This is a genomic window from Pedobacter sp. UC225_61 (genome assembly GCF_044452285.1).
GTDB lineage: Bacteria > Bacteroidota > Bacteroidia > Sphingobacteriales > Sphingobacteriaceae > Pedobacter.
Genome location: NZ_JBIOAL010000001.1, coordinates 2308761 through 2334436 on the forward strand (window position 1 = coordinate 2308761; position 25676 = coordinate 2334436).

The window sequence follows — 25676 nt, forward strand, 5'->3', positions numbered from 1 at the left end:
TAAAATCCAAAGAAAATGATCGAATTAAAAAACATAGAAAAATATTACGCCAATAAAGGTGTAAAAAGCTACATCCTTCGCCATGTAACAACCAGTATAAAACAGGGTGAATTTGTTTCCATTATGGGCCCATCTGGCGCTGGAAAATCAACCTTGTTAAATATTTTGGGAATGCTTGAAGAACCAACCTATGGCGAATATCATTTTATGGGAGAAGATGTAACTGCTATGAATGAGCGCAAAAGAATAGAGCTGTACCGCCATCACATTGGTTTTGTATTCCAAGCCTATCATTTAATTGATGAAATGACAGTTGCCGAAAATATTGAAGCACCATTATTATACAAGAAAATTCCTGGAGCAGAACGTAAAAGCCGCATAGCGGATGTGTTGGATAGATTTAACATCGTAGCTAAAAAAGATTTATTCCCTAACCAACTTTCTGGCGGACAGCAACAATTAGTTGGTATTGCAAGAGCTTTGGTAGCACAGCCTTCCATAATTTTAGCTGATGAACCAACGGGGAATTTGCAGTCTGCACAAGCAGAACAGATCATGGATTTATTTAAAAAATTAAATCAAGAAGAAAATATCACTATTCTTCAAGTAACGCACTCAGAAAAAAATGCACAATACGGAAATAGAATATTAACCATCGAAGACGGAGTAATTAAAGAAGACGTTTCGGTAAACAGCTAATAAAGTGAACTAACCAACCAAACATCCAACAAACTAAACAACCAGCTATGTTCAAACTCAACCTAAAAATCGCTTGGCGAAATATCTGGAATAATAAATTAACATCGTTAATTAAGCTTGTTGGATTAATTGTGGGTTTGAGTACGGTTGTACTTTTAGTGGCTTATGTAATGTTCGAACTTTCCTTTGATCAGCATAACACAAACGTTAATCAGATTTATCGTTTGCAATCTATCAATAGCAAGAATCAAAAGGAAGAAATTAGTTTGCCATCTGGTTTAGCAGATATGTTAATAAATGAGTTCCCAGAAGTGAGCAAGGGAATAATGATGGGAGGCAAGGAAGTAAAAGTTAAAGTAGGTGAGAATTTTTTTAAGGAGAGATTGTTAAGTACTGAAAATGCTTTCTTCGAGATGTTTACGGCTCCATTAATTATTGGCGATGTTAAAAATGCATTAAAGCAACCGAATACACTCATCATTTCTGAAAGTTTAGCGAAAACTGCTTTTCCAAAGGGTAATGCAATTGGTCAACGTATGAATATGTCCAATGATCAAAATGTGTATCAAGTAATCGGGATAATGAAAGATTTGCCAAAAAATTCGCATTTTAAGGCAGATTTGATAACTAGAGAAGGCTCTCAAAAGTTAGATTGGGGAGCTTATTCGCCAGTTCCGCAATATATACAATTAAAAAAAGGAGTTTCACCAGCCGCTTTTGAACAAAAGATGAAAACGGTGTATCAAAAATATAATTTTCCAAAAAATATTAAAATAACCTTAATGCCTTTAAGTAAAATTCACTTGTATTCGCATACAGAGAGTGAGATGGAGGCAAATAGTGATATTAAATACATTTATATTTTCACTACAGTAGCATTTTTTATTTTACTTATTGCAATTGTAAACTTCATCAATCTTACCATAGCTGCATCTATAAAAAGAGGGAAAGAAATAGGAGTTAAGAAGGTATTAGGTGCCTCTACAAAGCAATTGAAATTACAATTTTTGAGTGAGAGCTACCTGTATTTTATTTTAGCGGCATTATTTGTCTTAATTTTGACACATGATTTAATACCTTTTTTTGGTGCTAAACTAGGTATCGATATTTCACTTTCAGGAGTGCTAAATTTTAAAACCGCCATCATATCCGTATTAATTATTATTGTTGCAGGTTTTGTTGCAGGTCTGTATCCAGCCATTATTCTTTCTAAACTTATGCCCGTAAAAACCCTTAAAGGATATACAGGTCATACACCAGGCAAATTTGGTTTTAAAAAGGCTTTAATGGTTTTTCAATTTTCTATATCAGCATTTTTAATCGTATGCACACTAGCAATTTACGCTCAATTAAATTTTATTAGGGATAAAAAATTGGGTTTCGATAAAGATCAGGTTTTGGTATCACCTTTTACTATATTCAGAGGAAATTACATCAATTTTAAAGAAGAAGTTCAGCATTTAGCAGATGTAAAAGGGTTTAGTATGTCCACTTTTAACATAGGTGAAACCTACGGTGGTGGTGCTTCTTGGACAAATAACAAAGATACCGCCACTTATACAATCGATTTTATTGGTGCAGATATAAACTTCCTAAAAACACTGAATATCAAAGTCCTAAAAGGAAGAACATTTTCTCCAAAATTTGGGGGAGACCTAGTTGATTATGATAAGTATATGGAACTCCCAGGTGAAGAAATTCAAAAAATAACTGCGCAAAGGCCAATGTTAGTGAATGAAGCAGCTGTTAAAAGATTCAATCTTACGCATCCAATAGATACCGTATTGAAAGAGGGCGGTTTAAGAGGTAGAATTATTGGAGTAGTAAGCGATTTTAACGGTATGTCATTACATCAGCAAATTACCCCATTAGCAATTAAATTAACACCAAGTAGAGATGCTGGTTACATATATATAAAAATAAATTCAAGTAACATATCTTCAACTAAGGCAAAAATAGAACAGTTATGGAAGAAATATTTTCCAAACATCCCTCCCGATTTACAGTTTGTTGATACCCGGTTACAACAGCTTTATCAATCAGAAATGAGATTAGGCACTGTATTTATAACATTTGCTAGTATCGCTATCTTTTTATGTTGTATAGGTTTGTTTGGAATGGTGTTTTTTGAGCTAGAACAACGAACCAAAGAAATTGCTATTCGCAAAATATTAGGTGCTTCAGTTAAAGATTTATTAACCTTATTGAATAGCAGTTTTTTCAAAGTAGTTATTGTAGCAAATTTATTAATATGGCCAGCATCATATTACATGCTTAAAGAATGGTTAAACAGTTTTTACTATCGTATAGAGTTGTCTTATATGCCTTTTGTAATTACGTTGGGAATTTGTTTAGTGCTTACCATAATTACAGTTTCATTACAAGCGCTAAAAACCATTAAAAAATCACCAGTTAAAGCTTTAAAATACGAATGATAATAAGAATTAAGTTAATAGCTAACAATTTTTATTTATCAACCTAGCCAACCAAAAAACCAATAAACCAAATAACAAACTATGTTCAAACTTAATTTAAAAATCGCACTGCGTAATTTATTTAAAAACAAAGTTTATGCAGCAATAAATATTGGAGGGTTAGCACTTGGATTAACCGCCTTTGTGCTTTTGTTGTTGTTTGTAAATCACGAATCAAATTATGATAAATGGAGCCCTGAACTAAAAAATGTATATCAAGTTAGGGAATACCATGATTTTTTTACACCAGATAATAAACAGTATTGGCAGCAGATAAATGAATCAAGAATTGCCGGAGTGTTAAAAGAAAAGGTACCTCAATTCAAATATGTAACCAAAGCAAGTAAAGGTTGGGGAGACGGGTATTCGATAAAAATTGATAGAAATGCTCCTGTGATCGTGAAGGATATTGTTGATGCAGATTCACTATTCTTCAAGGTGTTTCCTTATCAATTCGTTAATGGAGACGGATTAACAGCCCTCAATGCACCTCACACTATTGTTTTAAAGCAAAGCATAGCTATTCAGTTATTTGGCACTGATAAAGTAGTTGGTAAACAGTTAAAGTTAGTAAGATGGAGAAGCGACGAAGGAAACTTGATGACTGTTACCGGTGTGGTTAAAGATCCATCTACTTCAGAGAGTTTAGCATTTAATGCCATTATACATACTGGAGAAAGAGAAAAAGATCCAGACCAAATTGGTAACTCAAATTATACTGGAATTTACGTTAAAACAGAAAAAAAAATAGACACCAACGTGTTAAACAGAACACTGTTAAATGTATACATAGATTATAAAAAAGCACTACTAAAAGCCAGAGGTGAAACTTTCAACGATTTTTATAAGGCAAAAAGCAGAAAACCAGGCTTAAAAGCACTTCCATTAAGTAAGGTATATTCAACCCCGTCATTTTCAGAAAATTGGTTAGATAAAATAAAACCCATTATCGCACTTTCTATCTTTTTGCTAATTATTTCGGTCATCAACTTTGTAAATTTAGCTACAGCCCAATCTGTTCAGCGTGCTAAAGAAGTTGGCGTAAAAAAGGTATTAGGAGCCTACAAAAAGCAGTTAGTACTGCAGTTTTTAATCGAATCAGCCATCCAAACACTTACCGCTTTATTTGTAACCATTATATTAGTAGAGTTATTATTGCCCTCATTTAGCAGGCATTTCGATGTGCAACTTAGCTTTTGGCATAGCAATCATCTACTCCCTATTATAGCTCAATTAGTTGGCTTATTTATATTCATCACCTTCTTAGCAGGTTTTTATCCAGCAATAATCTTAGCCAAATACAATCCTGTTAAAGTATTAAAAGGTAATTACGAAAGTGGTTTTAGTGGCATGGCTTTAAGAAACGGTTTAGTGGTGTTACAATTTATAATTGCCGTAACCTTTATAATTGGCATTGGTGTAATGTACAAGCAAAACAATTACATGGCTAATAAAGATTTAGGTTTCGATAGAGATAAACTGATTAATATATCTACAAACTACGATACCGACGATCCCTTTGTAGAAAGTGTGAAGCGAATTGCTGGAGTAAAATATGTGGCAACCACCACACAAGTAATGGGCAATACATTCAATACACCTAGAGAAATCACCTATAACAATCAAAAGTTTGATATAAATACAGTAACAGTTACCATGGATGCATTTCCTGCACTGGGAGTAAAACTAGTAAGCGGAAGAATTTTTGCCAAAGAATATGCACAGGATACCATTAACACAGTCGTTTTAAACCAATCGGCAGCAAATTTATTAGGCAAAAATGTAGTAGGCAAAACGTTTAATAACGGTCCTGGCACTTCATCATTTCAAATTGTTGGTGTAATTAAAGACTACAACAACGAAAGTTTCGAAAAAGCAGTGCTACCAACCATCTATAAGGTTACCCACTTAGGCGGCTCTTCAAACACTAACAATTTACTAGTTCGTTTTGATAACGACCATTATCAATCGGCAATAAAAACAATAGCAGCAGAATGGAGGAAAGTATATCCAGATTTTCCAATGATGTATACATCGGTAGAAGATTCCTTTCAAAAAGAACTAAAACCATCCCTTCGATTAATGCAAATAGTAGTCCTTTTTAGCATTATTTCTGTAATCTTATCACTACTTGGTTTGTTCGCCCTTTCTACGTTCATGGCAAAAAGAAGAACCAAAGAAATAGCCATTCGTAAAATATTAGGTGCATCGAATTTAGAGCTCATCAACATGTTAAACCGATCATTTCTAATCTTAGTGATTATCGCAAATTTAATTAGTTGGCCAATTGCCTTTATTTTAACACGTAAATGGCTAGAAGGATTTGCCTATAGAATTGATATGCCGTTTTGGCCTTTTGCAATAGCAACAATAACATCAATAGTGATAGCAGTATTTACAGTGAGTTTGCAAGCTAGAAAAGCCGCAGTAAATAATCCAGTAGATGCTTTAAAATACGAGTAAAGATGTAAACCAAACAACCAACAAACTAACCAACTAAATATGTTCAAACTTAACCTCAAAATCGCTTGGCGAAGTCTTTGGAAAAACAAAGCATATAGCGCCATTAATATTTTTGGCTTAGCAGCTGGCTTAGCCGGATTTATGATTATCCTATTGTATATTAATAAAGAAACAGGATACGATAAGTGGAATCCAGATTTGAAGAGAACGTATATTGTAGCAGCAGATTTCACTAAAAATGGTTCAGAAAACAAAGGATCTAAAATAAAAGGACTGCTTTCTACAGTAATTAGTGAACAAATTCCTGAAGCAGAAGCGGTAAGTATTGGGAACATAAATGGAAGAAAAGAAGAAGTTAGAGTTAAAAAAGAAGATAAAGAAAATAACACATTACTCGAATCTGCCAGCGTAGATAGTAATTTCTTCAAGGTTTACCCATTAGAAGCAGTATATGGTAAAATGGAAGATGTTTATCTAGGTGAAACTTTCATTGCCATTAGTTATACCGCTGCCGAAAAATTGTTTGGAACAGCAGATGTAGTAAACAAAGTGCTATTCAATAATAGGGGAGTAAATTTTCCAGAAGTTCCGTTAGTAATAAAGGCAGTTTGGGACGATAGAAAACAACCTTCGTCATTCGGTTTCGATTTAATTTTTAAAGAAAACCTTGAGGAGTACGGTAATCAATTAGCAATGACACCTTTTACCACCATTTTTAAATTAAAAGATGGAGTAGATCAAAAGAAAACTATCCAAAAAATTAATGATGCCTATATTATCGCCTTCGCAAAAATGCAAAGCGGAAATAGTGATGCTAATTTTAACCCCACAAAAAGTCAAGCCCTTAAAATTTTAAATGAAAAAGAAGGAATTACTGCCATTAAATTAATTACAGAACCCATTTCTAACCTTAACTTAAGTAGTTTTTACACCACTAACCCTAAGCAAACTACAATTTACATTTTATGTGCGCTAGCCTCTTTTCTTATTATCATTTCTTGCATTAATTACACAAACCTAGCTTTAGTATTAGCACAAACAAGAGCTAAAGAAGTAGGCGTAAAAAAAGTTTTAGGAGCGTTTAAATCAAGTTTAATCCAACAATTTTTTGCTGAAACAGGCATTCAGTGCGTCATCTCATTTTTATTAGCATTAATTTTTGCCGAATTGCTTTTGCCTCAAGTCAATCAAATTTTATCAGATAATTTAACGTTGTTTAGCTCTGCTGATATTTGGTTAATTCTTGGCCAAGTAACCCTTATTTTAATCGGTATTATGTTTTTATCTGGAGCATATCCAGCTATGGTTTTAGCGGGGTTTTTACCAGCAAAAGTGTTAAAAGGAAATTTCTCTACATCAGCTCATATTGGGAGTTTAAGAAAAGTACTAGTAGTTTTTCAATTTACAGTAGCTATTGCTTTGGTAATAAGTTTTGGGGTAATCTATGCTCAATTAAACTTCATGAAACAGAAAGATCTGGGTTTAATGAAAAACCAACTCATGTCCATCCGAGTAGCAAAATATGAAACAAGACATTTAAATCCCGCAGGCTTTGAAGGAATTAAGAACAGATTATTGGCTATAAAAGGTGTAGAAGACGTAACAAGAGCCACCGAACAACCAATTAACGATTCTGGTTTTTCAGATGATATTTCCTTTAACAACACAACTCTAAGCGTAGAATCTAGATACGTTGATCCAAACTATCTTGAAACCATTGGAGCAAAAATAGTTCAAGGCAGATCCTATAATTATACGTTATTAGCTACAGATTCCGTACAGAGCATTATAATAAATGAAACCGCATTTAAACAACTAGGGCTATCAAAAAACGACAATCAAATTGCCATAGATAGAAACGGCGAAAAAGTAAAAGTTAATGTTGTTGGTGTGGTTAAGGACATTCAGGCTTACGGTTTTGACCAAGCAATCGTACCAACTGTTTATTTAGTAAATGATTATCCAACACATTGGAGAGCCAATGTTATTTTTCGTTTAAGTACACAAAATTTACAACAAACAACTGCCGATATTAAAGCCGCTTGGGCAGTTATAGACCCTGGTGCGCAACCAAAATTCGTTTATGCAGATGAAGTTTTTGCAAAAATGAATAACAGTTACGAAATCAGCGAAAAAATAATCTTTTCTTTCGGCATGGTAACACTTATCGTGTCAATTTTCGGATTAATTGGATTTGCTGCATTCAACGCTAAAATGAGAATAAAAGAAATTGCAGTGCGAAGAATTTTAGGTGCCACAACTACTTCCTTACTTAAATTACTCAATTTAGATTTTGTAAAGTTGGTAGTAGTTTCTATGCTATTAGCAGATATTTTAGCATATATCTATATGCAAAAATGGTTCAATGGCTTTGCGTACCGCATTAATATGCCATTTGGTATTTTTATAATAGTTAACCTATCCATTATTCTCCTAACCATTTTAACCGTGAGCTTACAAAGTATCAGAGCAGTTAACGAGAATCCTGTAAAAGCACTTAAATACGAATAAGTAATGTAAGCAAGCAGTTGAAGTTGGAAATCAAGTGCTTTATAATTTAAACTATTTAACCACCATCTGAAAGTATACAACTACTAACTACCATTTTAATTCTTTAACCAGATATAATGGGCCAAGCAAAAAAAATAATGGATTTTTTGAATCTAAAAGCCTCATATTTTTTTATAAATTATCTAGAAAAACATAGTAAGATTTTATCATTTAATCTTTGCTTTACTCAGTTTTTTTTAAGCAAAAACTAATGTAGGCAATGTGAAATAAATTAAGGTTAGGTTCGAGTCTCCCTTATGTTAAGTCCGCATTAAGTCCGCGTATAGTCCGCATTATTTCAGAAAAATGCGGACTCACTGCGGATTTATTATGGCTTTAATATCACCTTGACACAAAGCACACCTTAAGGCAAAAAATAATGTTCCCTTTTTGTTTAATTTTAACCAAGGAGTTCTTGATAATCAATTTGCCTTTGAGCTTTTAACACAGCAATTGCAAGTATGCAACTATAAGCCATAAGTATGCAACTAAACCCATAACTTTGCCAAATGCAAAGAACCTTCACAGATCAGCTTGGCAACGAAATAATAATCAATTATCCACCTAAAAGGATTGTTTCCATTGTACCATCACAAACTGAATTGTTGTTTGATTTGGGTTTAGATGAAGAAGTGATCGGTATAACTAAGTTTTGCATTCATCCAATAGAAAAATTTGCAGCTAAAACTAAAATAGGTGGAACAAAAAAACTCCTTATAGAAAAAATAAGAGATCTAAAACCAGATCTAATTATCGGTAATAAAGAAGAAAATACACAGCGTGAAATAGAAGAATTAATGCAGGAATTTCCCGTTTGGATGAGCGATATTCATAATTTAGAAGAAGCTATGAAAACCATTACCGAAATAGGAGAGTTGGTCAACCGAGAACCTGAAGCAGCTTATTTAAATCACCTAATTCATGCTGGCTTCACAGATTTACAAACCTTAGCAGTTACCAAAAACATTCATCAAAGCGTAGCCTATTTAATTTGGAAAGATCCCTATATGTTTGCCGGTCAACATACATTTATTGATGATATTCTACGGAAAATTGGCTTAAACAATGTAATAGTGCGAAGTAGATACCCCGAACTAAATATCTCGGAACTCGCAACCCACAACCCGCAAATCGTATTTCTTTCTTCAGAACCCTATCCCTTTAAAGAAAAACATATCAAAGAAATTGAATCGGCTTTGCCAAATGCAAAAGTTAAACTAGTAGATGGAGAAATGTTTTCATGGTATGGAAGTAGGCTAGTTAAAGCAGTAAATTATCTTTTTCATTTACAAGATGACTTGATAATTAGCTAATTAGCAAACTGAGTAATTGGCTAATAAAAATAATTGAGCCTTACTTTTTGATTATTGATGCAAAACGCTATCTTTGCAATCCAAAATAAGTCCTAACTGCGGATGTGGCGTAATTGGTAGCCGCACCAGACTTAGGATCTGGCGCTTCACGGCGTGGGGGTTCGAGTCCCTTCATCCGCACAAACAAATGAAGCCGTTCCGATGTAAGTCAGAACGGTTTTAATTTTATAAAGACATTGATAAGAAATTAAATGTAAATCGATGTGCATTTTGAGCTTAAATAATAGATCTCAAATCATATCTCCATACTCAAATTAAGAAATGAACATCACACAGGAAAAAGTTGACGATTTAAATGCAGTAGTAAAAATTACTATCGCACCTGAAGATTATAGTCCAAGAGTAGAAAAAGCACTTAAAGAGCAAGCAAAAAAAGCAAATCTACCTGGTTTTCGTAAAGGAATGGTTCCAGTTGCCCACATGAAAAGAATGTATGGCAAAAGCATTTTAGTTGAAGAAATCAACAACATGTTAAGCGAAAATTTATCTAAACATTTAACAGATAACAAAGTTGAAGTTTTAGGTCAACCCTTACCAGTAATGGATGACACTAAAGAATTTAAGTGGGATAATACAGACGAATTTGAATTTAACTACGAATTAGGTTTAGCACCAAAGGTAGATGTTGAAATTACATCAAAAGATAAATTCACAGCATACAATGTAAAAGCTGATAACGAAACATTAGAAGCTCGCATCAAAAACATCCGTAAAAGCTATGGCAAAATGACAAATCCTGAAGTTTCGGCAGAAGGAGATGTACTTTATGCTGATTTGGCACAACTTTCTCCAGATGGAGCAATTTTTGAAGGGGGAATTACAAGCACAGGCTCTATTCGATTAGATTTAATAACTGATAAAAAGATTTTAAAATCGTTAATAGGTGTAAAGAAAGATGATGTGTTAGAATTAGACATCCAAAAGGCTTTTGATAACAATGAAACAGTAATTGCAAAATTGTTAAACATTGGCGAAGAGGATGCAAAAGATTTAAAATCGAAATTTCAAGTAACGGTTAAAAATGTAAATCGTTTAGAAGAATCAGATTTAAATCAAGAGTTCTTTGATAAAATATTTGGTGCGGGAGTAGTAACTGATGAAGCTGGTTTTAGAGCTAAAATTACTGAAGAAATTGAAAGCATGTTTAAGCAAGATGCAGATCGTAAATTACAAAACGATATTTACACGCAATTGACTGAGCAAACTAAAATGCAGTTACCTGATGAATTTTTACGTAAATGGTTAAAAGCTACAAACGAAAAATTAACAGACGAAGAGTTAGAGCAAGGTTACGCTGATTTTGCAAAGAACCTTAAATGGACTTTGATTGAAAATAAAATCATTACAGATAACGAAATTAAAATTGACTATAAAGATGTTTTCGAAACTGCTAAGCAACGTTTAGATGCACAGTTTAGAATGTATAGTCCACAACCAATGCCAGAAGATCAGTTAGCACAATACACAACTACCTTCTTGCAAGAAAAAGAAAATGCAAATCGTATTTTCGATGAGGTTAAAGCATTAAAAGTGTTCGAATACATACAATCGATAGCAACTTTAGACAAAAAAGACATTGATTATAACAAGTTTATAGCATTGAAATAATTTAGGTATAAGTCGTCATGCTGAATTTATTTCAGCACCTTCTTTGCAGGAAAGACCCTGAAATAAATTCAGGGTGACGGAACTTTAAGATAATATCTTTTTAAGAGCAGCTTTTTAGCTGCTCTTGCTTTATCTAATTGACTGGTTAATCACCGTCAGCTTACTCAAATGCTAGCTTTAAAAGAAGATTGCATATAACTGACCAATATTTGTTCATTTATTCGAAGATTTAAATAATTTAGCATTAACGATAATCGTTTTTAGTACACCAAATTAGATAAAGCATTTAAAAGAAATATTTCACATATTATGAAGATAGATAAAGAAGAATTTAGAAAATACGCAGTTAAACATCATAGAATTAACGGATTAAATGTTGACCGTTATATTGGAGCAACTAACAATTCGCCAAAATCAATGACACCTTACATCATTGAAGAACGTCAATTGAACGTAGCACAAATGGACGTTTTCTCACGTTTAATGATGGATCGTATCATTTTTTTAGGAGATGCAATTTATGATCAAAATGCAAATATCATTCAAGCTCAATTGTTGTTCTTACAATCAACAGATGCCAACCGTGATATTCAAATTTACATCAATTCGCCAGGTGGTTCGGTATATGCAGGTTTAGGTATTTATGATACCATGCAATACATCACACCAGATGTGGCAACAATTTGTACAGGTATGGCAGCATCAATGGGTGCAGTTTTATTGGTAGCAGGAGCAAAAGGTAAACGTGCTGCATTAACACATTCAAGAGTAATGATTCACCAACCATCTGGTGGCGCACAAGGTGTGGCTTCAGATATGGAGATTAACCTGAGAGAGATGTTAAAATTGAAAAAAGAATTATACGATATCATTTCAACTCATTCAGGACAAAGCTACGAATGGGTAGAAAAAGCTTCTGATCGTGATTACTGGATGAAAGCTGATGAAGCTAAAAGTTTTGGTATGATTGATGAAGTTTTAGGATCTACGAAATAAAAATAGTTGCGGGTTGCGAGTTATAGTTGAAGGTTTAGGCTTTCAAACGCACAACACGCAACATACAACTCACAACAAAAAAGAAAATGGCTAAACAAAATAAAGAATCACGTTGCTCTTTTTGTAACTCCCCAAAGCAAGAAACTTTAATGCTTATTGAGGGGTTAGACGCATATATTTGCGACAAATGTGTAACGCAGGCTAATGTTTTACTTGCCCAAGAATTAGGTAATAAAAAAAGTAAGGCATTCGACGAATCGTTTAGGTTGTTAAAGCCCGCTGAAATTAAAGCACATATCGATCAATATGTTATTGGTCAGGACGATGCTAAAAAAGTACTTTCTGTAGCGGTTTACAATCATTACAAACGCTTAAGTCAAAAAATTGATAAAGATGAAGTAGAGATTGAAAAATCTAACATTATGTTAGTTGGTGAAACCGGAACAGGAAAAACATTATTAGCTAAAACTATTGCCAAAATTCTACATGTACCTTTTTGTATAGTAGATGCCACTGTTTTAACCGAAGCTGGTTATGTTGGAGAAGATGTAGAAAGTATTTTAACGCGTTTATTGCAAGCTGCAGATTACGATGTAGCATCTGCAGAACGTGGCATTGTTTATATTGATGAGGTGGATAAAGTTGCCCGTAAGAGTGATAATCCATCCATTACTAGAGATGTATCTGGAGAAGGTGTACAACAAGCGTTACTTAAAATTTTAGAGGGGACAATTGTAAACGTACCACCACAAGGTGGAAGAAAACATCCTGACCAGAAAATGATACCTGTAAACACCAACAATATTTTATTTATTTGCGGTGGTGCATTTGATGGAATTGAACGTAAAATTGCAAATCGTTTGCGTACACAAGCAGTTGGGTATAAGGTTAAAAAAGATGATGTAGATTTAGATTTAAAGAACCTATACAAATACATTACGCCGCAAGATTTAAAAGCTTTTGGGCTAATACCGGAATTAATTGGTCGTGTGCCAGTTTTAACACACCTTAATCCGTTAGATATACAAGCATTACGAAACATTTTAACAGAGCCTAAAAACTCTCTATTAAGACAATACACGAAGTTATTTGAATATGAAAATGTAAATCTTCAATTTGATGACGAAGTATTGGATTTCATTGTAAATAAAGCAATGGAATATAAGCTAGGAGCGAGAGGATTAAGATCAATTTGCGAAGCAATTATGTTAGATGCAATGTACGATACCCCATCTGATGAAAGTGTAAAAGAATTACATATTACATTGGATTACGCGATAGAGAAATTTGAAAAGGCCGATTTTAAAAAGCTAAAAGCTGCATAAAATTTAATCCTCTAGAAAATCTAGGGGATTTTTTTTAACTTACAAACTACGTCATGCTGAATTTATTTCAGCATCTGTTTAACAGGGTACTGAAACAAGTTCAGGGAGACGATTTATTGATATAAAAAGGAGTACATATATGAACGAAGAAAAAGACGTAAAAAAAGACGCAATAGTTGGTAAAATAAAGAAAGTAAAAGAAGTAGAAACTCCGGTAAAATCAGGCTTAAAATCTAAAGACGATATCGTAAAAAATTGGTTGCCGCGTTATACCGGCCGACCATTAGAAGATTTTGGCAAATATATTTTATTAACCAATTTCAGTAAATACTTAACTATGTTTTCTGAATGGAATGATAATGCACCAATTATGGGCTTAGATAAGCCAATGCAAAGTTGTACAGCCAATGGAATTACCATTATTAACTTTGGTATGGGCAGCCCCCTTGCTGCTACTATGATGGATTTATTAACTGCAATAACACCAAAAGCGGTTTTGTTTTTAGGGAAATGTGGTGGCTTAAAAAAGAAAAATCAATTAGGGGATTTGATCTTACCAATTGCAGCCATTAGAGGAGAAGGAACATCAAATGATTATTTGCCAGCAGAAGTACCTGCATTGCCATCATTTGCTTTACAAAAAGCGATTTCTACAACAATTAGAGACCATTCTAGAGATTATTGGACAGGAACATGTTATACTACAAACCGCAGAGTTTGGGAGCACGATAAAGAATTTAAAAAGTACTTAAAAACTTTACGTGCAATGGCTGTAGATATGGAAACAGCTACCATTTTCACTACAGGTTTTGCTAATAAAATTCCAACTGGTGCATTGTTATTAGTTTCAGATCAGCCAATGATACCAGAAGGTGTAAAAACTGCAGAAAGTGATAGCTCTGTAACCACAAATTACGTAGAAAGTCACCTTAAAATAGGAATTGATTCGCTTAAACAATTAATTAATGGTGGATTAACAGTTAAACACCTTAAGTTTTAAGAAACAATTATTTCTAGATGATATAAACCTACAATAGAGAAACTTAGAAATAAGTTTCTTTTTTTTTATGGATATATTAAGCGCTTAACTTATTTGCGAATGAATTACTAATTTATTCCACTTGTTTTTCCATTTTTTATCCTCAATTCTATGTTGATAGGTATCTAAATTAAAATTAGGTGTAGGCCTAACCTGTAAATTAAATAAATCATCCAATCCATAAGGAGCAATGTGTTGAATTTGCACTTCTTTATCCAATTTTATTGCAATTGCGGTAGCAGTTTCTGGCCAAAATGAAATAGCATGCTTACAGTCAATATATGGCGCATGACCATTCCTTAAATGCATTAATGCCTGGTTTTTAACTGACCAATTAATTGTAGTATTTATTAGCTTAAGCTTTTCTTCAATTAGTAAATCCTCTTGTTTGTCTAGTTTATTACAATCGAAATAAATAACATCAACATCATTAAGTGCCGTTGGTCCCATTTGATGTTTAACATCCCAAATTTTATTTCTTACAAATCCAGCACCTACCCAGCAATCGTTTAAACCTAAATTCCTAATAATGCTTAAAATATTCATCATCCACTTATCTGAAGTTATAATTTCATTAAATTCTTTATTAAAATTCATTTCTATTTAATTCGATTATCATTTACTTATAGCTGATGATGCTTTGTCTTTGATACTTCTTTAAATTTTAAGAAGTTGCTAATTAGCTTTTTTCTTTTTAGGTTTTGGAATTTTTCCAATCCGAGGATCATTATTCTTAATCATCTCACAGATCTTAATTGCTTGTTCTTCAAAATAATCATCAGCAGAAGATAAGATTTGCCATCCAGTTTCTCCATCTCCTAATAAGGGAATAGACGTTATTGATGGCAAATCTTTTCTTAAACTTTCATGATGATCTTTACTCGTTGCAATCCAGATCCCATTACTTTCTAGAGCTTGGGGCTTATCTCGCAATGCCAATACAATTTTATGGTGTACATAAAGTGTTGACACTCCAAACATAGATTTGATTTCTATCTCTAATGGATACAGATAATCAAGTACAAAGTCGAATGGAAGTTTCTTGCCTAAGCTCATTCTATTTTGGCCATTTAAAATTAGAAGACCAAGTCGCAAATTCGTTAAGCTTAGGCTGATTATCTTGAAAATATTTTGTTACTTCTGGTTTTTTTAAGGAAGCAAAAACAACATGAGCAAACATTTCCGAATAGCCTTTTTCTTTAAGCTCTAAAAAATAGGGTACATAATAATCCCATAAAAAGCCATAATTTTCTTTTTTACTTGTTGCAAGAGCAGCACAAACAATGTCGAATTTTCTAGTAAAACGTTGAATTTCTGTTTCATTCTTAAAATCTGCTCCATTATCTAATGCAGCTGCCATTGATAACATCAAAAAAGTAGTGCTAAACGTATTTTCTTTAGGCTTTTCGCCTTTTTTAGAATCAGTTAATAAGCTTGAAGGAATAGAAATATTTACATTTTTATCGCCATTTGTAGTTACGCCACCTTTCATTATTTCTTGAACTTGCGTAAAATTTGATGATGCTCTACTACTTATTGGTTCAAGCGTAAAAAATCTCCAATAAGCAAGAAGAGCTCCAATCGCATTATTTTGCTCTTTTAATGTTAACCCCATTACATGGTGAGAACCTGGATGATTTGGATTGAGGGTAGCCGCTTTTTGTAAAGATAATAGCGCTTCTTCGCTTTTCTTTAAAGTACGCAATGTTACCGCTTTGTTGAAATATAACATCTGATAAGTAGGAAATAATCTAATTCCTGCATCATAAGCAGCAACTGATTCAACAGATTTATTCACCATATCGAGTGCATTACCGTATGTAACGTACAATGTTTGGAGCTCATTGCCAGTTTTATGCTTTGCTAAAGCAATTTCAGATACTTTAATGCATTCTTCATATTTTTTTTGAGCGAGTAAGCTGAATGCCTTTTCAGTTAAAGCAAATAAATTATCCTTATCAAGTGCTAAAGCCTTATCATATTTTGCAATGGCATTATCATACTCAGCCTTATCATGGAATGCAATTCCTTCATCAACAATTTTTTCTGCTTCAACTTTATTTTGTGCAAATGAAGTAGTCCACAATAGTGGAAGTAAGAGTGTTAAAATAAATTTTTTCATAAAAAGTTTTTTAAGATGATGCAGAAAATTATCAGTTTTCACAAATTATTTAATTCTCGCTTATCTCCTTAAAAATAATATTTATAAAAGTAATTGTAGCAAGGATTTCAATAATTGACAAATATTTTTATGATTGTCGTTTGAGTTCGGAATCTCAAGAAAATAATTTAATTGCCATTCCTGTGTATTTTGAGCTTGTTTATTAATAGTTACATCCCAAGGTGGATAAACTCTAATTCCTCTTTTCCCTTTCTTTTTGTTACTAGAAACTATTCCTTTTTCTAATAAAATGGATTTTGGAAAGATAAATTGTCCGAATAAATTGTTGTTTTTTGTGCTTATGATAATTAAGTCAAAATCATCATCAATATGAAAAGGTTCAGTTTGTCCAGTATGGTTTCTTTTCCAAATCGTAACAAACTGACCAATTTTAGTGGGTGTTATTTTTGCAGTTCTATGTAGAATTAATTTTCCATTCATTTGAAAACTACAAGCGTCATATTCTATACTTTCTTTCTCTAGTTTTAAATCAGTAAAATCTAAAGCGCAAGTATCGTATACTAGATTTTTTACAAGAAATAGAAACTTGGGAATGCCCATCTTATTTTAAAAAATCACCATCGATGATTAATAATTTAACTCCATTCTTGGATATCGAACGATGAGAACTTAAATTGTCAGAAACAATATAACTCATCCCTTTGGTTAAGATAAATACATCGCCATTTTCAAGTTCACTACTAAACTCTCCTTCCAAACAATGCACTATATGTCCTTTCTTACACCAGTGATCTGCTAAATAACCTGCAGAATATTCTACTAAACGAACGCGAATACCTTCAAATTGAAGCGTTTGCCAATATGAAATTCCAGTTTCTCCTTGATGTTCTGTTTTTTCTATTTTGTTCCAATCTATGGATTGGAAGGGAATATTACTCATTATTTGCTTGAGTTAAGGAATGAAGCATTTAATCATCCAAACTCTTCGGATAATCGAATAGCAAAACTTTTCCTGTATTAGCGCTTATTTCTTCCCAATCATCAAATGGAAATTCTATCAGGACCACACTACACGTAGGCATATTGTAAATATGAGCATTGCTTAAATAGTTTGCGAAATCTGTTAAACCTGGATTATGTCCAAATAGGGCAATTTGGTTCAATTCATCATCTAAATTAGTAACAACTGACAAAAGTGTTTTTACATTTGCTTCATAAATTTCAGATTTTTGTCTAATATCATCAGATGGAATTTGCCAAGCTTTTGCAAAATAGTTGGCTGTAGTTAATGCTCTTAATGCTGGACTGCTAACTATTAATTCGGGCAAAATTTGTTGGTTAACTAAGCGTTGCGCCATTTCTGGTGCATTAGTATGGCCTCTTTTATTTAAAGGTCGATCAAAATCATGTAAGCTTGCATCACCCCAATCAGATTTTGCATGTCGAACTAGTAGTAATTGTTTAGCCATTTTCTACCCTTTCTTTTACTTTATTTAAAACGCTTTCTGGACTAATAAGGTCTATACAAGGGAAAACACCACACAAGCAAGGTTTGTTTCCATAAATAGAATTTGGTCTGTTAGGGTGATCAATTTGGATGCAATCGGTTATAGATTGGCCATAACCTAAAAATCCAGCATATGGATGCGTTGGCCCCCAAATAGAAACTACTGGTATACCCATTAAAGATGCCATATGCATTCCGGCTGAATCCATGCTTAGCATTACATCAAGATTAGCGATAATATCAAGTTCTTCTCTTAAGGTAAATTTACCAATTAAATTTTTAACATTTTTAAATTGATTTTTCCAGCCCTCAGCAATTGCTTTTTCTTCATTTCCACCACCAAAAATAAAGATTTCGAAACCTAAGCTATCTAAACCTTGGATAACTTTTTCCATTTTATTATAGGAATAAACCTTAAAAATATGTTGTGCAAAAGGTGAAATGCCAATTCTTTTTACATTTTTCGCTAATAATAATTGCTCAGCAGTTGCTGGCATTTTTTTAACTAACCTAACTAACTGATGGCTCAATTTCAGGTTAAAGCCTAAAGCTCTGAAAACATCTGCATAACGTTCTACAGTTTGTTTTAAAGGTTTTAAAATTTTGTTTTCTGACCGAGTTAATTCTCTTTTTTCTAACCTACCTTTATCTATTCGTTCAATTTTGTAAGCGCCTAAACGGAAAAGAGTGGAAAGTATTCTGCTTCGTAAATTGTCGTGTAAATCTGCTATTGCTGTAGGCTTGTATTTGCGTAATTCGTTATACAATTTATATAATCCTAAAATACCCTTATGTAAAGTTTTAGGTTCAATAGCATGAAAGGTTAGCTTTTCTATTTCATCAAAAAAAGGTTTAAAAGCAGCACGACTTACCATGACCAACTTAACCTCTGGATTCTGAACTGAAAATTCTCGTAAAACCGATGCTACCATAGCAACATCGCCCATGGCAGAAAAACGTAAAACGATGATTTTACCTTTTAAAGGCATTATTTAGAATTGTTGTAGAGTATAGGATTTAAACTTGGATCGTTATACATTTTCATTTGTTTATACACCTTCATGTACTTTTTGCCTGCTTCAATATCAGCCAATAATTCATCAATACTAGTGGATAAATCTGTTCTTTGTGCTAATAAGGTGTTTAATTTTTGTAAGCAATTTTGGCGATGTTCTTCTGTTGCAGTAGGTCTTTCGGCCTCTTCTTGCATATGATATATCTTAAGCGCCAAAATAGATAAACGGTCTATTGCCCAAGCGGGACTTTCAGTGTTCACTTTTGCATCAGGTAAAGGTGTTATGCTTTTATATAAGTCTAAAAAATAACCGTCAATAAATTCAACCATATCGGTACGTATCTGATTTTGTGCATCAATCCGTCTTTTCCAATTTAAACCTTCAACAGGATCAATTTCTGGATTTCTAACTACATCTTCCATGTGCCATTGTGCGGTATCAATCCAGTTTTTTAGATAGAGTAAATGGGCCAAACTAGAAGTATCATGTGGGCTAACGGCTACCTGATCGATATTATCAAACTTGTGATAATCAATAATGGATTGGTTGAAAATTGTATTGGCTAATTCACTTATCATCTCACAAAGATATTTTTTTTTGATTAAAGTAATCGGTAATCTCTGCTAAAGAAAAAGCATTTAAGCATTTTTGTGGTGTTAATCCTCCTTTACGAGCTACCATAACACCAAATCGCATGTCATGAAAGCCTTCTTTACGGTGAGCATCGGGATTAATTGAAAGTAAAACACCTTTTTCTAATGCATAATGATGCCAACGCCAATCTAAATCTAATCGTAGTGGATTTGCATTAATTTCAATAACTACATTATTAGCAGCACATGCATCAATTACTTTTTTGTAATCAATTTCGTACCCTTTACGGCTCAATAATAATCTCCCAGTTGGGTGACCTAAAATAGTGGTATATGGGTTTTCTATAGCTTTAATTAATCTAGCAGTAGCTTTTTCCTCACCCATTCGTAAATTACTATGAACAGATGCTACTACAAAATCGAATGTTGCCAAGGTATCGTCGCTGTAATCTAAAGAGCCATCGTTTAAAATATCGCTTTCAATTCCTTTAAGAATTTTAAAAGGAGCAAGTTTTATATTCAACTCATCAATTTGTTGGTGTTGGGCATAAACGCGTTGCTCATTTAATCCTTTGGCATAAAATGCAGATTTAGAATGGTCGCAAATACCTAAATATTCTAGTTTTAAATCGTCTTTACAGTACACTGCCATTTCCTCTAGCGTATGCACACCATCGCTCCAATCAGAGTGATTATGTAGACTTCCTTTTAAATCGGCGTAAGTAATTAAATTTGGTAATTGATGTTTTTTAGCTAGCTCAATTTCGTCTAAACTCTCACGTAATTCAGGTTCAATGAAATCTAATCCAGCTTTTGTGTAAATTTCTTCTTCACTTTCAAACGGCCCATTTCCAGCTAATTTTAAAACTTTATTCACATGATTTTCATTTCCAGTCATCTTAAAATACTGAAAATAAAAATCAGATTTTTGTACAATTGACAAACTAATTTGCAAACCACTTTCTGTATAGGCTGTAAATGTATTTACTCCGTCGTTTTTAAAGGCTAAAAGTTTAAATGAATGAACTTTTTCTACCAAACTAGCTGCATCATCAGTTCCAATAATAATTACTGCTTCTTCTATAATTTCTACACAACGTCTAAATCCTCCAGCAATGCCGAGTAAAGGCAAAGTGTCAACCTTGTTTAGCCAAAGCAATAGTTCAGTATATAGTTGAGTGATAATTCCTTCGACATGTGCATACAGAAATTTACCATTGGCAGCCATTCTGAACTCAATCTTTTGTTTAATTTCTTCTTGAGTTTTTAGTCCGAAACCTTTGGCTTCAATTAAACGGTTTTCGTTGCAAGCGTAATACAATTCACCAACATTTTCTATTTTCAGATCGTGCCAAATAATACCTACTTTTCTTGCCCCAATACCTTTTATACTTAACATTACTACCACACCTGGTGGGATTTGTTGCAAACTATCTTCTAGTTCTTGTATAGTTCCAGTTTCTATTAGTTCGATAATTTTCGCTGCGATACTTTTGCCAATCCCATCAATTTTATCAATCTCTTCAAAAGGTTTTTTGGCAATTGGAAAAGGAAGTTTGTCTATTTTAAATGCTGCATTAGCTATAGATCTGATTTTAAAAGGATTTTCATCGTTCAACTCCATTAGTTGCGAAAAAAGCCTTAATGTACGCGATATGGTTTTGTTTTCCATTGTTGTAAAATTATAAAACTAAAACCTTAAAATTAAATTTATGAACACAATAAGGGAGTTATTTTGTTTTTTAAGGATGAAACTTAAATATCTCTTAATTCCTTGCATAGCAATACTTTTTTCATGCAATTCAAATTCTAATTCAATCAAGTTAAATGCTGATAGTTTAGAAACGGATAGTGTAAAAGCAAAATTTTTGGTGACACCTGGTAAATCTATTGGTCGAATTTATTTAGGACAAAATGTGAATGAATTAGATAGTATTTTAGGTAAACCAGATGCCGGAGATGCGGCAATGGGAAAGGCCTGGGGTATTTGGTATGGTAAAAAGAATACTAATTACGGAAGAAATGAAATTGCAGTTTACTCTTCTTATATTGATAGTACAATGACTGGAAAAGACGTGAAGCAAATTAGAGTAAATTCAAGTAAATTCACAACAATTACCGGTTTAAATACCGAGAACTCCCTTGCTAATTTTACAGAAAAATATAAAGACTTTAAGAAAGTTGCAACGTATGTAAATGATGGAATAGGAGATACAATTTTAGTATATGATTCGAAATCAAATGGAATTGCTGTAGAATTTATTAGAGATATAAGTAGGGCAGTTATTGTTCATAAAAAAGGGGAGGCAGTTAATGAAACCTATCTCACCCTTTATCCCGAATGGAAAAAATTAGATTAACTATTTTATTTTAATTTCATAATCCATTCTAGCTTGAACACCAGAATTTACAATTGCTTTTTGCATTTGCTTGAAGAGTAGATAGTTTTCCCCTAGTTCTTTTTTAGTGTAATGTATACTGATATTTTCTTTTGCGCTAGCTAAAAAGCCTTTCAATGGATCTATTTTTTCAGGATATTCGACTACTTTAAAATCTGATAATTTAGCTTTCTTAGCTGCTGCCTTTATCGCATCGTTAAAACTACCCAAACGATCTGCTAATCCGTTTTTTACAGCATCTGTTCCAATCCAAACATGACCGCCACCAATGCTATCCACTTGTGCCTTTGTTTTTTTACGACCATCAGCTACGCGAGTAATAAAACTATCGTATACGTGGTTTACATCGGTTTGAATAATAAATCGTTCTCCAGCAGTTAATGGACGATTTACACTCATAATATCAGCGTATTTGCCAGTTTTAACTCCATCAAACGTAATTCCTAATTTATTATTTAATAGGTTTTGGAAGTTAGGAATAATACCAAACACACCGATTGAACCTGTAATGGTATTCGGCTGAACGAAAATACTATCAGCTGCACAACCAATGTAATATCCACCAGATGCGGCCACATCGCCAAAAGAAGCAATAACTGGCTTCACTTTTTTGCTTAAAACAACTTCTCTCCAAATCACGTCAGATGCTAATGCACTACCACCACCTGAGTTTACACGTAAAACAATGGCTTTGATATCATCATCAAAACGAGCTTTTCTAATTGCTCTAGAAATACGCTCAGAACCAATTTGTTGATCAGAACCTTCGCCACCAACAATATCTCCGTTGGCATAAATAACTGCTATTTGATTTTTGCCTGAAGTTACTTCTGCTGGTAAATTGGCAATATAATCGTTAATGCTAACGGTATTTAAGTTGCTTTTTTTGTCTTTACCCGTAATATTTTTTAATTCATTTAAAATTTCATCCTTATAACGCAAACCATCTACCATTTTATAAGTTAAAGCGTCTTTTGGAAGCTGTATTTTATAATCGTTAGCTAACATGAAAAGACTATCTGTACTGATATGTCTAGTTTCTGAAATTCCATTTAAAAAAGTTTGATATAAGCCACCTACATATGCCGTTACTTGTTGTCGATTATAGTCGCTCATTTTAGTAGTAATAAAAGGCTCAACTGCGCTCTTATAATTACCAACTCTTATAATTTGAGCTTCAATGCCTAATTTGTCTAATGCGCCTTTAAAAAACGTAAGTTCAGAGCTAAAACCTTTGAATTCTAATGCGCCTTGAGGATTTAGATACACTTTATTTGCTGCTGAAGCTAAATAATAAGCACCTTGACTATAAATCTCGCTATAGGCAATGACTGGTTTTTTACTTTTCTTAAAATCTAATATTGCGTTTCTTACTTCAAGCATGGTAGCCATACCTGAATTTGGAGCGCTTACATTAATATATACACATTCTATGTTATCATCAGTTTTTGCTGCTTTTAATGCTTTAATAACATCATAAAAGCCAATGCTTTTTTCTTCACCGCCAACAAATTTGTCAATTATTGAATTTTCTGGAGTACGTTCTGTAATTGCCTGATCTAAATCTAAAAAGAGAACAGAATTATTTTTAACAACTACTGCTTTTTCTTCACCCATAGAGGCTACAAAACCCATAATAATAAAAAAGAACAATAAAGTTATAATGAAGGTTGAAATTACAATTCCAACTACTGTTGCAAAAACATATTTAAAAAATTCTCTCATGTGCTAGGTAAATATTTAATTTGTAAAGATATAAAACGGATTGGGCATCTTATAGTAAATTTATGCCGCCATTGGTAAATTATAAAAATTGATTTTTTAATAAAAAGTTTTGAAAAAAACCGCAAATATGCATTTAGATATAAATAGAACTTATTTGTTACTCGGTAGTAATTTGGGCGACCGTGAATTATATCTAGAAAGGGCAATACAATTGATTTCGGAGAAGGTTGGTGTTGTGATTGTTAAATCTTCTGTTTATGAAACTGAACCTTGGGGCAATGCAAATCAGCCAGGTTTTTTAAATTTAGCTTTAGGAGTCGATACACAATTATCGCCTTTAGGATTGCTACAAACAGTGTTAGAAATTGAAAAAACGCTAGGACGAATTAGACATGAGAAATGGGGATCGAGATTAATTGATATCGATATTATTTTATATGGCGATGAAATTATTACAATTGATAATCAACTTCAAATTCCACATGCTGAAATGCAAAATAGAAAATTTGTATTAGAACCCTTGACTGAAATTGCACCGAATTTAATTCATCCCGTTTTTGGGAAAACTATAAGAGAAATATTAACTACTTTAACAGACAGTTTATCAGTATCAAAAAGATAATTATTAGCTTTACATAAATGATTGATTACCAAAAGAACAACCAGCCCCTTAATTTATCTTATTTAAGAGATATGTCTGGCGATAGTGCCGACTTTATGATTGAAATGTTAGATGTTTTTCAAAAGCAAACGCCACTTTATTTGGCAGATTTAGAAAAAGCAATTGAAGCTAAAGATTGGAAAACAACATCTGAATGTGCACATAAAATGAAACCTACTTTTTATTATGTAGGTAGAGAAGATGTTAGAGATCATATCCAAGAAATTGAACGCAACGCTCGTGAGTTGAAAGAAATTGAGCATATTCCAACAGCTTTTCAGGAAGTAAAAGATTTTATGGGCGTGTTGTACAAGCAACTAGACGATGCAAAAGTTGAATTGCAAAAACAACTTTAAGAGATACTTTTTTTAGATTTTAAGCTCTCATTCTTAAAATGTAGAATTGATAACGCTATATAAAGTACTAGCACAAACGGTACTGCAGCAAACTGTAAAAAAGTAATCAGCAACGCTGATAAAATGAGGAAAATAAATTTGAATTTATTTTTCGCCCATGTCATGTTGCTAAACTTTAGCGAAAATATTTTGATTTCACTTACTAATAGGAAACTAGTTATAGCAACAATTGCTAATAGCAAAATTGTAGAACCTATAACCGTTGGATAATCTTTTGCTATAAAAGGTAGGGAAACAATAAATAATGTATTCATTGGTGTGTTCAATCCAATAAATTCTTCTGTTTGTCTTTCGTCTATGTTAAATTTTGCTAAACGTAAAGCGGAAAAAACAGTAATAATAAAGCCAAAATAAGGTAAATATTCAGAACTGTAATCACTAACTTTTAACAGTTGAAACATGACTACGCCTGGCAAAAAGCCAAAGCTAATCATGTCTGCAAGGGAATCTAGTTCTTTTCCAATTGCTGATTTTACATGTAGCAAACGAGCAACCATTCCATCAAAAAAATCGAAAATACCAGAAAGTAAAACGAAATAAGCGGCGATTTCTAGTTCACCTTTAAAAGCGAAAACAATCCCTACACAACCAGAAAATAGATTGGCGCAGGTAATAACATTAGGGATGTGTTTTTTCATTTTTGAAAGATTTAGAGTGTAAGGTTTTGGGCTTAAGGTTTGTAAGGCAATAGAAATATACCTTCTGCCTAC

At 33.0% G+C, this 25676-nt stretch carries 23 protein-coding genes and 1 tRNA gene; 13 read left to right on the top strand and 11 right to left on the bottom strand.

The window, feature by feature from the left end:
* The first annotated feature begins 15 nt into the window (after window positions 1-15).
* From ACHMWN_RS10715 to ACHMWN_RS10760, 10 genes are all read left to right on the top strand, one after another.
* Complete coding sequence (locus ACHMWN_RS10715) at window positions 16-699, top strand: ABC transporter ATP-binding protein (protein WP_397300709.1); 684 nt, start codon at window positions 16-18, stop codon at window positions 697-699.
* A gap of 47 nt (window positions 700-746) precedes the next feature.
* Window positions 747-3134, top strand: coding sequence for an ABC transporter permease (locus ACHMWN_RS10720; protein ID WP_397300712.1), 2388 nt, complete (start codon window positions 747-749; stop codon window positions 3132-3134).
* Between the two features lie 81 nt (window positions 3135-3215).
* Window positions 3216-5636 carry an ABC transporter permease gene (locus ACHMWN_RS10725; protein WP_397300714.1) on the top strand — a complete coding sequence of 807 codons (2421 nt, stop codon included), beginning with the start codon at window positions 3216-3218 and terminating at the stop codon, window positions 5634-5636.
* Window positions 5637-5675: 39 nt separating this feature from the next.
* The gene (locus ACHMWN_RS10730) at window positions 5676-8147 is read left to right on the top strand and encodes an ABC transporter permease (RefSeq protein ID WP_397300717.1); all 2472 of its coding nucleotides are present in this window, start codon (window positions 5676-5678) and stop codon (window positions 8145-8147) included.
* Window positions 8148-8695: 548 nt separating this feature from the next.
* Window positions 8696-9499: an ABC transporter substrate-binding protein gene (locus ACHMWN_RS10735; RefSeq protein ID WP_397300719.1), complete on the top strand. Its 804-nt coding sequence runs from the start codon at window positions 8696-8698 to the stop codon at window positions 9497-9499.
* A 98-nt stretch (window positions 9500-9597) separates the two neighbouring features.
* A tRNA-Leu gene (locus ACHMWN_RS10740) sits at window positions 9598-9679 on the top strand.
* Window positions 9680-9820: 141 nt separating this feature from the next.
* Window positions 9821-11167 carry a trigger factor gene (tig, locus tag ACHMWN_RS10745; RefSeq protein WP_397300722.1) on the top strand — a complete coding sequence of 449 codons (1347 nt, stop codon included), beginning with the start codon at window positions 9821-9823 and terminating at the stop codon, window positions 11165-11167.
* A 309-nt stretch (window positions 11168-11476) separates the two neighbouring features.
* Window positions 11477-12163, top strand: coding sequence for an ATP-dependent Clp endopeptidase proteolytic subunit ClpP (gene clpP, locus ACHMWN_RS10750; RefSeq protein ID WP_173268590.1), 687 nt, complete (start codon window positions 11477-11479; stop codon window positions 12161-12163).
* A gap of 86 nt (window positions 12164-12249) precedes the next feature.
* Window positions 12250-13488, top strand: coding sequence for an ATP-dependent Clp protease ATP-binding subunit ClpX (gene clpX / locus ACHMWN_RS10755; protein ID WP_397300726.1), 1239 nt, complete (start codon window positions 12250-12252; stop codon window positions 13486-13488).
* 139 nt (window positions 13489-13627) lie between these two features.
* Window positions 13628-14488: an AMP nucleosidase gene (locus tag ACHMWN_RS10760; RefSeq protein WP_397300728.1), complete on the top strand. Its 861-nt coding sequence runs from the start codon at window positions 13628-13630 to the stop codon at window positions 14486-14488.
* A gap of 84 nt (window positions 14489-14572) precedes the next feature.
* On the opposite strand, the gene ACHMWN_RS10765 is transcribed toward ACHMWN_RS10760, so the two are convergent.
* From ACHMWN_RS10765 to ACHMWN_RS10805, 9 genes are all read right to left on the bottom strand, one after another.
* Window positions 14573-15124: a nucleotidyltransferase family protein gene (locus ACHMWN_RS10765; RefSeq protein WP_397300731.1), complete on the bottom strand. Its 552-nt coding sequence runs from the start codon at window positions 15122-15124 to the stop codon at window positions 14573-14575.
* 78 nt (window positions 15125-15202) lie between these two features.
* Window positions 15203-15583: a hypothetical protein gene (locus ACHMWN_RS10770; protein WP_397300734.1), complete on the bottom strand. Its 381-nt coding sequence runs from the start codon at window positions 15581-15583 to the stop codon at window positions 15203-15205.
* A 1-nt stretch (window position 15584) separates the two neighbouring features.
* A complete protein-coding gene (locus tag ACHMWN_RS10775) occupies window positions 15585-16649 on the bottom strand; it encodes a tetratricopeptide repeat protein (RefSeq protein WP_397300736.1) in 1065 nt (354 codons plus the stop codon).
* An 81-nt stretch (window positions 16650-16730) separates the two neighbouring features.
* Window positions 16731-17249, bottom strand: coding sequence for a MepB family protein (locus ACHMWN_RS10780; protein WP_397300739.1), 519 nt, complete (start codon window positions 17247-17249; stop codon window positions 16731-16733).
* Between the two features lies 1 nt (window position 17250).
* Complete coding sequence (locus ACHMWN_RS10785) at window positions 17251-17589, bottom strand: DHCW motif cupin fold protein (RefSeq protein WP_397300741.1); 339 nt, start codon at window positions 17587-17589, stop codon at window positions 17251-17253.
* A 28-nt stretch (window positions 17590-17617) separates the two neighbouring features.
* Window positions 17618-18118, bottom strand: a complete 501-nt coding sequence (locus ACHMWN_RS10790; RefSeq protein WP_397300744.1) for a SixA phosphatase family protein — start codon at window positions 18116-18118, stop codon at window positions 17618-17620.
* Entirely contained in the window at window positions 18111-19145 is a 1035-nt protein-coding gene (locus tag ACHMWN_RS10795; protein WP_397300747.1) for a glycosyltransferase family 9 protein, read from the bottom strand. Before ACHMWN_RS10795 ends, ACHMWN_RS10790 begins: the two co-directional genes overlap by 8 nt.
* A complete protein-coding gene (locus tag ACHMWN_RS10800) occupies window positions 19145-19750 on the bottom strand; it encodes a DUF4254 domain-containing protein (RefSeq protein WP_397300749.1) in 606 nt (201 codons plus the stop codon). Before ACHMWN_RS10800 ends, ACHMWN_RS10795 begins: the two co-directional genes overlap by 1 nt.
* Before the next feature lies 1 nt (window position 19751).
* Entirely contained in the window at window positions 19752-21437 is a 1686-nt protein-coding gene (locus ACHMWN_RS10805; protein ID WP_397300752.1) for a DNA polymerase/3'-5' exonuclease PolX, read from the bottom strand.
* A 40-nt stretch (window positions 21438-21477) separates the two neighbouring features.
* Here ACHMWN_RS10805 and ACHMWN_RS10810 point away from each other — a divergent pair, with 40 nt between their 5' ends.
* Window positions 21478-22125 (top strand): hypothetical protein, encoded by a 648-nt coding sequence (locus tag ACHMWN_RS10810; RefSeq protein ID WP_397300755.1) that lies wholly within the window; start codon window positions 21478-21480, stop codon window positions 22123-22125.
* On the opposite strand, the gene sppA is transcribed toward ACHMWN_RS10810, so the two are convergent.
* Window positions 22126-23889, bottom strand: a complete 1764-nt coding sequence (gene sppA, locus ACHMWN_RS10815; RefSeq protein ID WP_397300758.1) for a signal peptide peptidase SppA — start codon at window positions 23887-23889, stop codon at window positions 22126-22128. It lies immediately after the preceding gene.
* Between the two features lie 109 nt (window positions 23890-23998).
* Between sppA and folK the strand changes: the two genes are divergently transcribed.
* Together folK and ACHMWN_RS10825 are read left to right on the top strand one after the other, a co-directional pair.
* Window positions 23999-24511: a 2-amino-4-hydroxy-6-hydroxymethyldihydropteridine diphosphokinase gene (gene folK / locus ACHMWN_RS10820; RefSeq protein WP_397300760.1), complete on the top strand. Its 513-nt coding sequence runs from the start codon at window positions 23999-24001 to the stop codon at window positions 24509-24511.
* A gap of 17 nt (window positions 24512-24528) precedes the next feature.
* Complete coding sequence (locus tag ACHMWN_RS10825) at window positions 24529-24906, top strand: Hpt domain-containing protein (protein ID WP_397300763.1); 378 nt, start codon at window positions 24529-24531, stop codon at window positions 24904-24906.
* Here the strand turns inward: ACHMWN_RS10825 and pssA are convergent.
* Window positions 24903-25604 (bottom strand): CDP-diacylglycerol--serine O-phosphatidyltransferase, encoded by a 702-nt coding sequence (pssA, locus tag ACHMWN_RS10830; RefSeq protein WP_397300764.1) that lies wholly within the window; start codon window positions 25602-25604, stop codon window positions 24903-24905. The genes ACHMWN_RS10825 and pssA overlap by 4 nt on opposite strands.
* Window positions 25605-25676: the final 72 nt, after the last annotated feature.

What these genes read in the sequence shown, in the direction of transcription:
- ACHMWN_RS10715 (WP_397300709.1), top strand. Translation starts at nt 16, where the DNA reads ATGATCGAATTAAAAAACATAGAAAAATATTACGCCAATAAAGGTGTA.
- ACHMWN_RS10720 (WP_397300712.1), top strand. Translation starts at nt 747, where the DNA reads ATGTTCAAACTCAACCTAAAAATCGCTTGGCGAAATATCTGGAATAAT.
- ACHMWN_RS10725 (WP_397300714.1), top strand. Translation starts at nt 3,216, where the DNA reads ATGTTCAAACTTAATTTAAAAATCGCACTGCGTAATTTATTTAAAAAC.
- ACHMWN_RS10730 (WP_397300717.1), top strand. Translation starts at nt 5,676, where the DNA reads ATGTTCAAACTTAACCTCAAAATCGCTTGGCGAAGTCTTTGGAAAAAC.
- ACHMWN_RS10735 (WP_397300719.1), top strand. Translation starts at nt 8,696, where the DNA reads ATGCAAAGAACCTTCACAGATCAGCTTGGCAACGAAATAATAATCAAT.
- tig (WP_397300722.1), top strand. Translation starts at nt 9,821, where the DNA reads ATGAACATCACACAGGAAAAAGTTGACGATTTAAATGCAGTAGTAAAA.
- clpP (WP_173268590.1), top strand. Translation starts at nt 11,477, where the DNA reads ATGAAGATAGATAAAGAAGAATTTAGAAAATACGCAGTTAAACATCAT.
- clpX (WP_397300726.1), top strand. Translation starts at nt 12,250, where the DNA reads ATGGCTAAACAAAATAAAGAATCACGTTGCTCTTTTTGTAACTCCCCA.
- ACHMWN_RS10760 (WP_397300728.1), top strand. Translation starts at nt 13,628, where the DNA reads ATGAACGAAGAAAAAGACGTAAAAAAAGACGCAATAGTTGGTAAAATA.
- ACHMWN_RS10765 (WP_397300731.1), bottom strand. Translation starts at nt 15,124, where the DNA reads ATGAATTTTAATAAAGAATTTAATGAAATTATAACTTCAGATAAGTGG.
- ACHMWN_RS10770 (WP_397300734.1), bottom strand. Translation starts at nt 15,583, where the DNA reads ATGAGCTTAGGCAAGAAACTTCCATTCGACTTTGTACTTGATTATCTG.
- ACHMWN_RS10775 (WP_397300736.1), bottom strand. Translation starts at nt 16,649, where the DNA reads ATGAAAAAATTTATTTTAACACTCTTACTTCCACTATTGTGGACTACT.
- ACHMWN_RS10780 (WP_397300739.1), bottom strand. Translation starts at nt 17,249, where the DNA reads ATGGGCATTCCCAAGTTTCTATTTCTTGTAAAAAATCTAGTATACGAT.
- ACHMWN_RS10785 (WP_397300741.1), bottom strand. Translation starts at nt 17,589, where the DNA reads ATGAGTAATATTCCCTTCCAATCCATAGATTGGAACAAAATAGAAAAA.
- ACHMWN_RS10790 (WP_397300744.1), bottom strand. Translation starts at nt 18,118, where the DNA reads ATGGCTAAACAATTACTACTAGTTCGACATGCAAAATCTGATTGGGGT.
- ACHMWN_RS10795 (WP_397300747.1), bottom strand. Translation starts at nt 19,145, where the DNA reads ATGCCTTTAAAAGGTAAAATCATCGTTTTACGTTTTTCTGCCATGGGC.
- ACHMWN_RS10800 (WP_397300749.1), bottom strand. Translation starts at nt 19,750, where the DNA reads ATGATAAGTGAATTAGCCAATACAATTTTCAACCAATCCATTATTGAT.
- ACHMWN_RS10805 (WP_397300752.1), bottom strand. Translation starts at nt 21,437, where the DNA reads ATGGAAAACAAAACCATATCGCGTACATTAAGGCTTTTTTCGCAACTA.
- ACHMWN_RS10810 (WP_397300755.1), top strand. Translation starts at nt 21,478, where the DNA reads ATGAACACAATAAGGGAGTTATTTTGTTTTTTAAGGATGAAACTTAAA.
- sppA (WP_397300758.1), bottom strand. Translation starts at nt 23,889, where the DNA reads ATGAGAGAATTTTTTAAATATGTTTTTGCAACAGTAGTTGGAATTGTA.
- ACHMWN_RS10825 (WP_397300763.1), top strand. Translation starts at nt 24,529, where the DNA reads ATGATTGATTACCAAAAGAACAACCAGCCCCTTAATTTATCTTATTTA.
- pssA (WP_397300764.1), bottom strand. Translation starts at nt 25,604, where the DNA reads ATGAAAAAACACATCCCTAATGTTATTACCTGCGCCAATCTATTTTCT.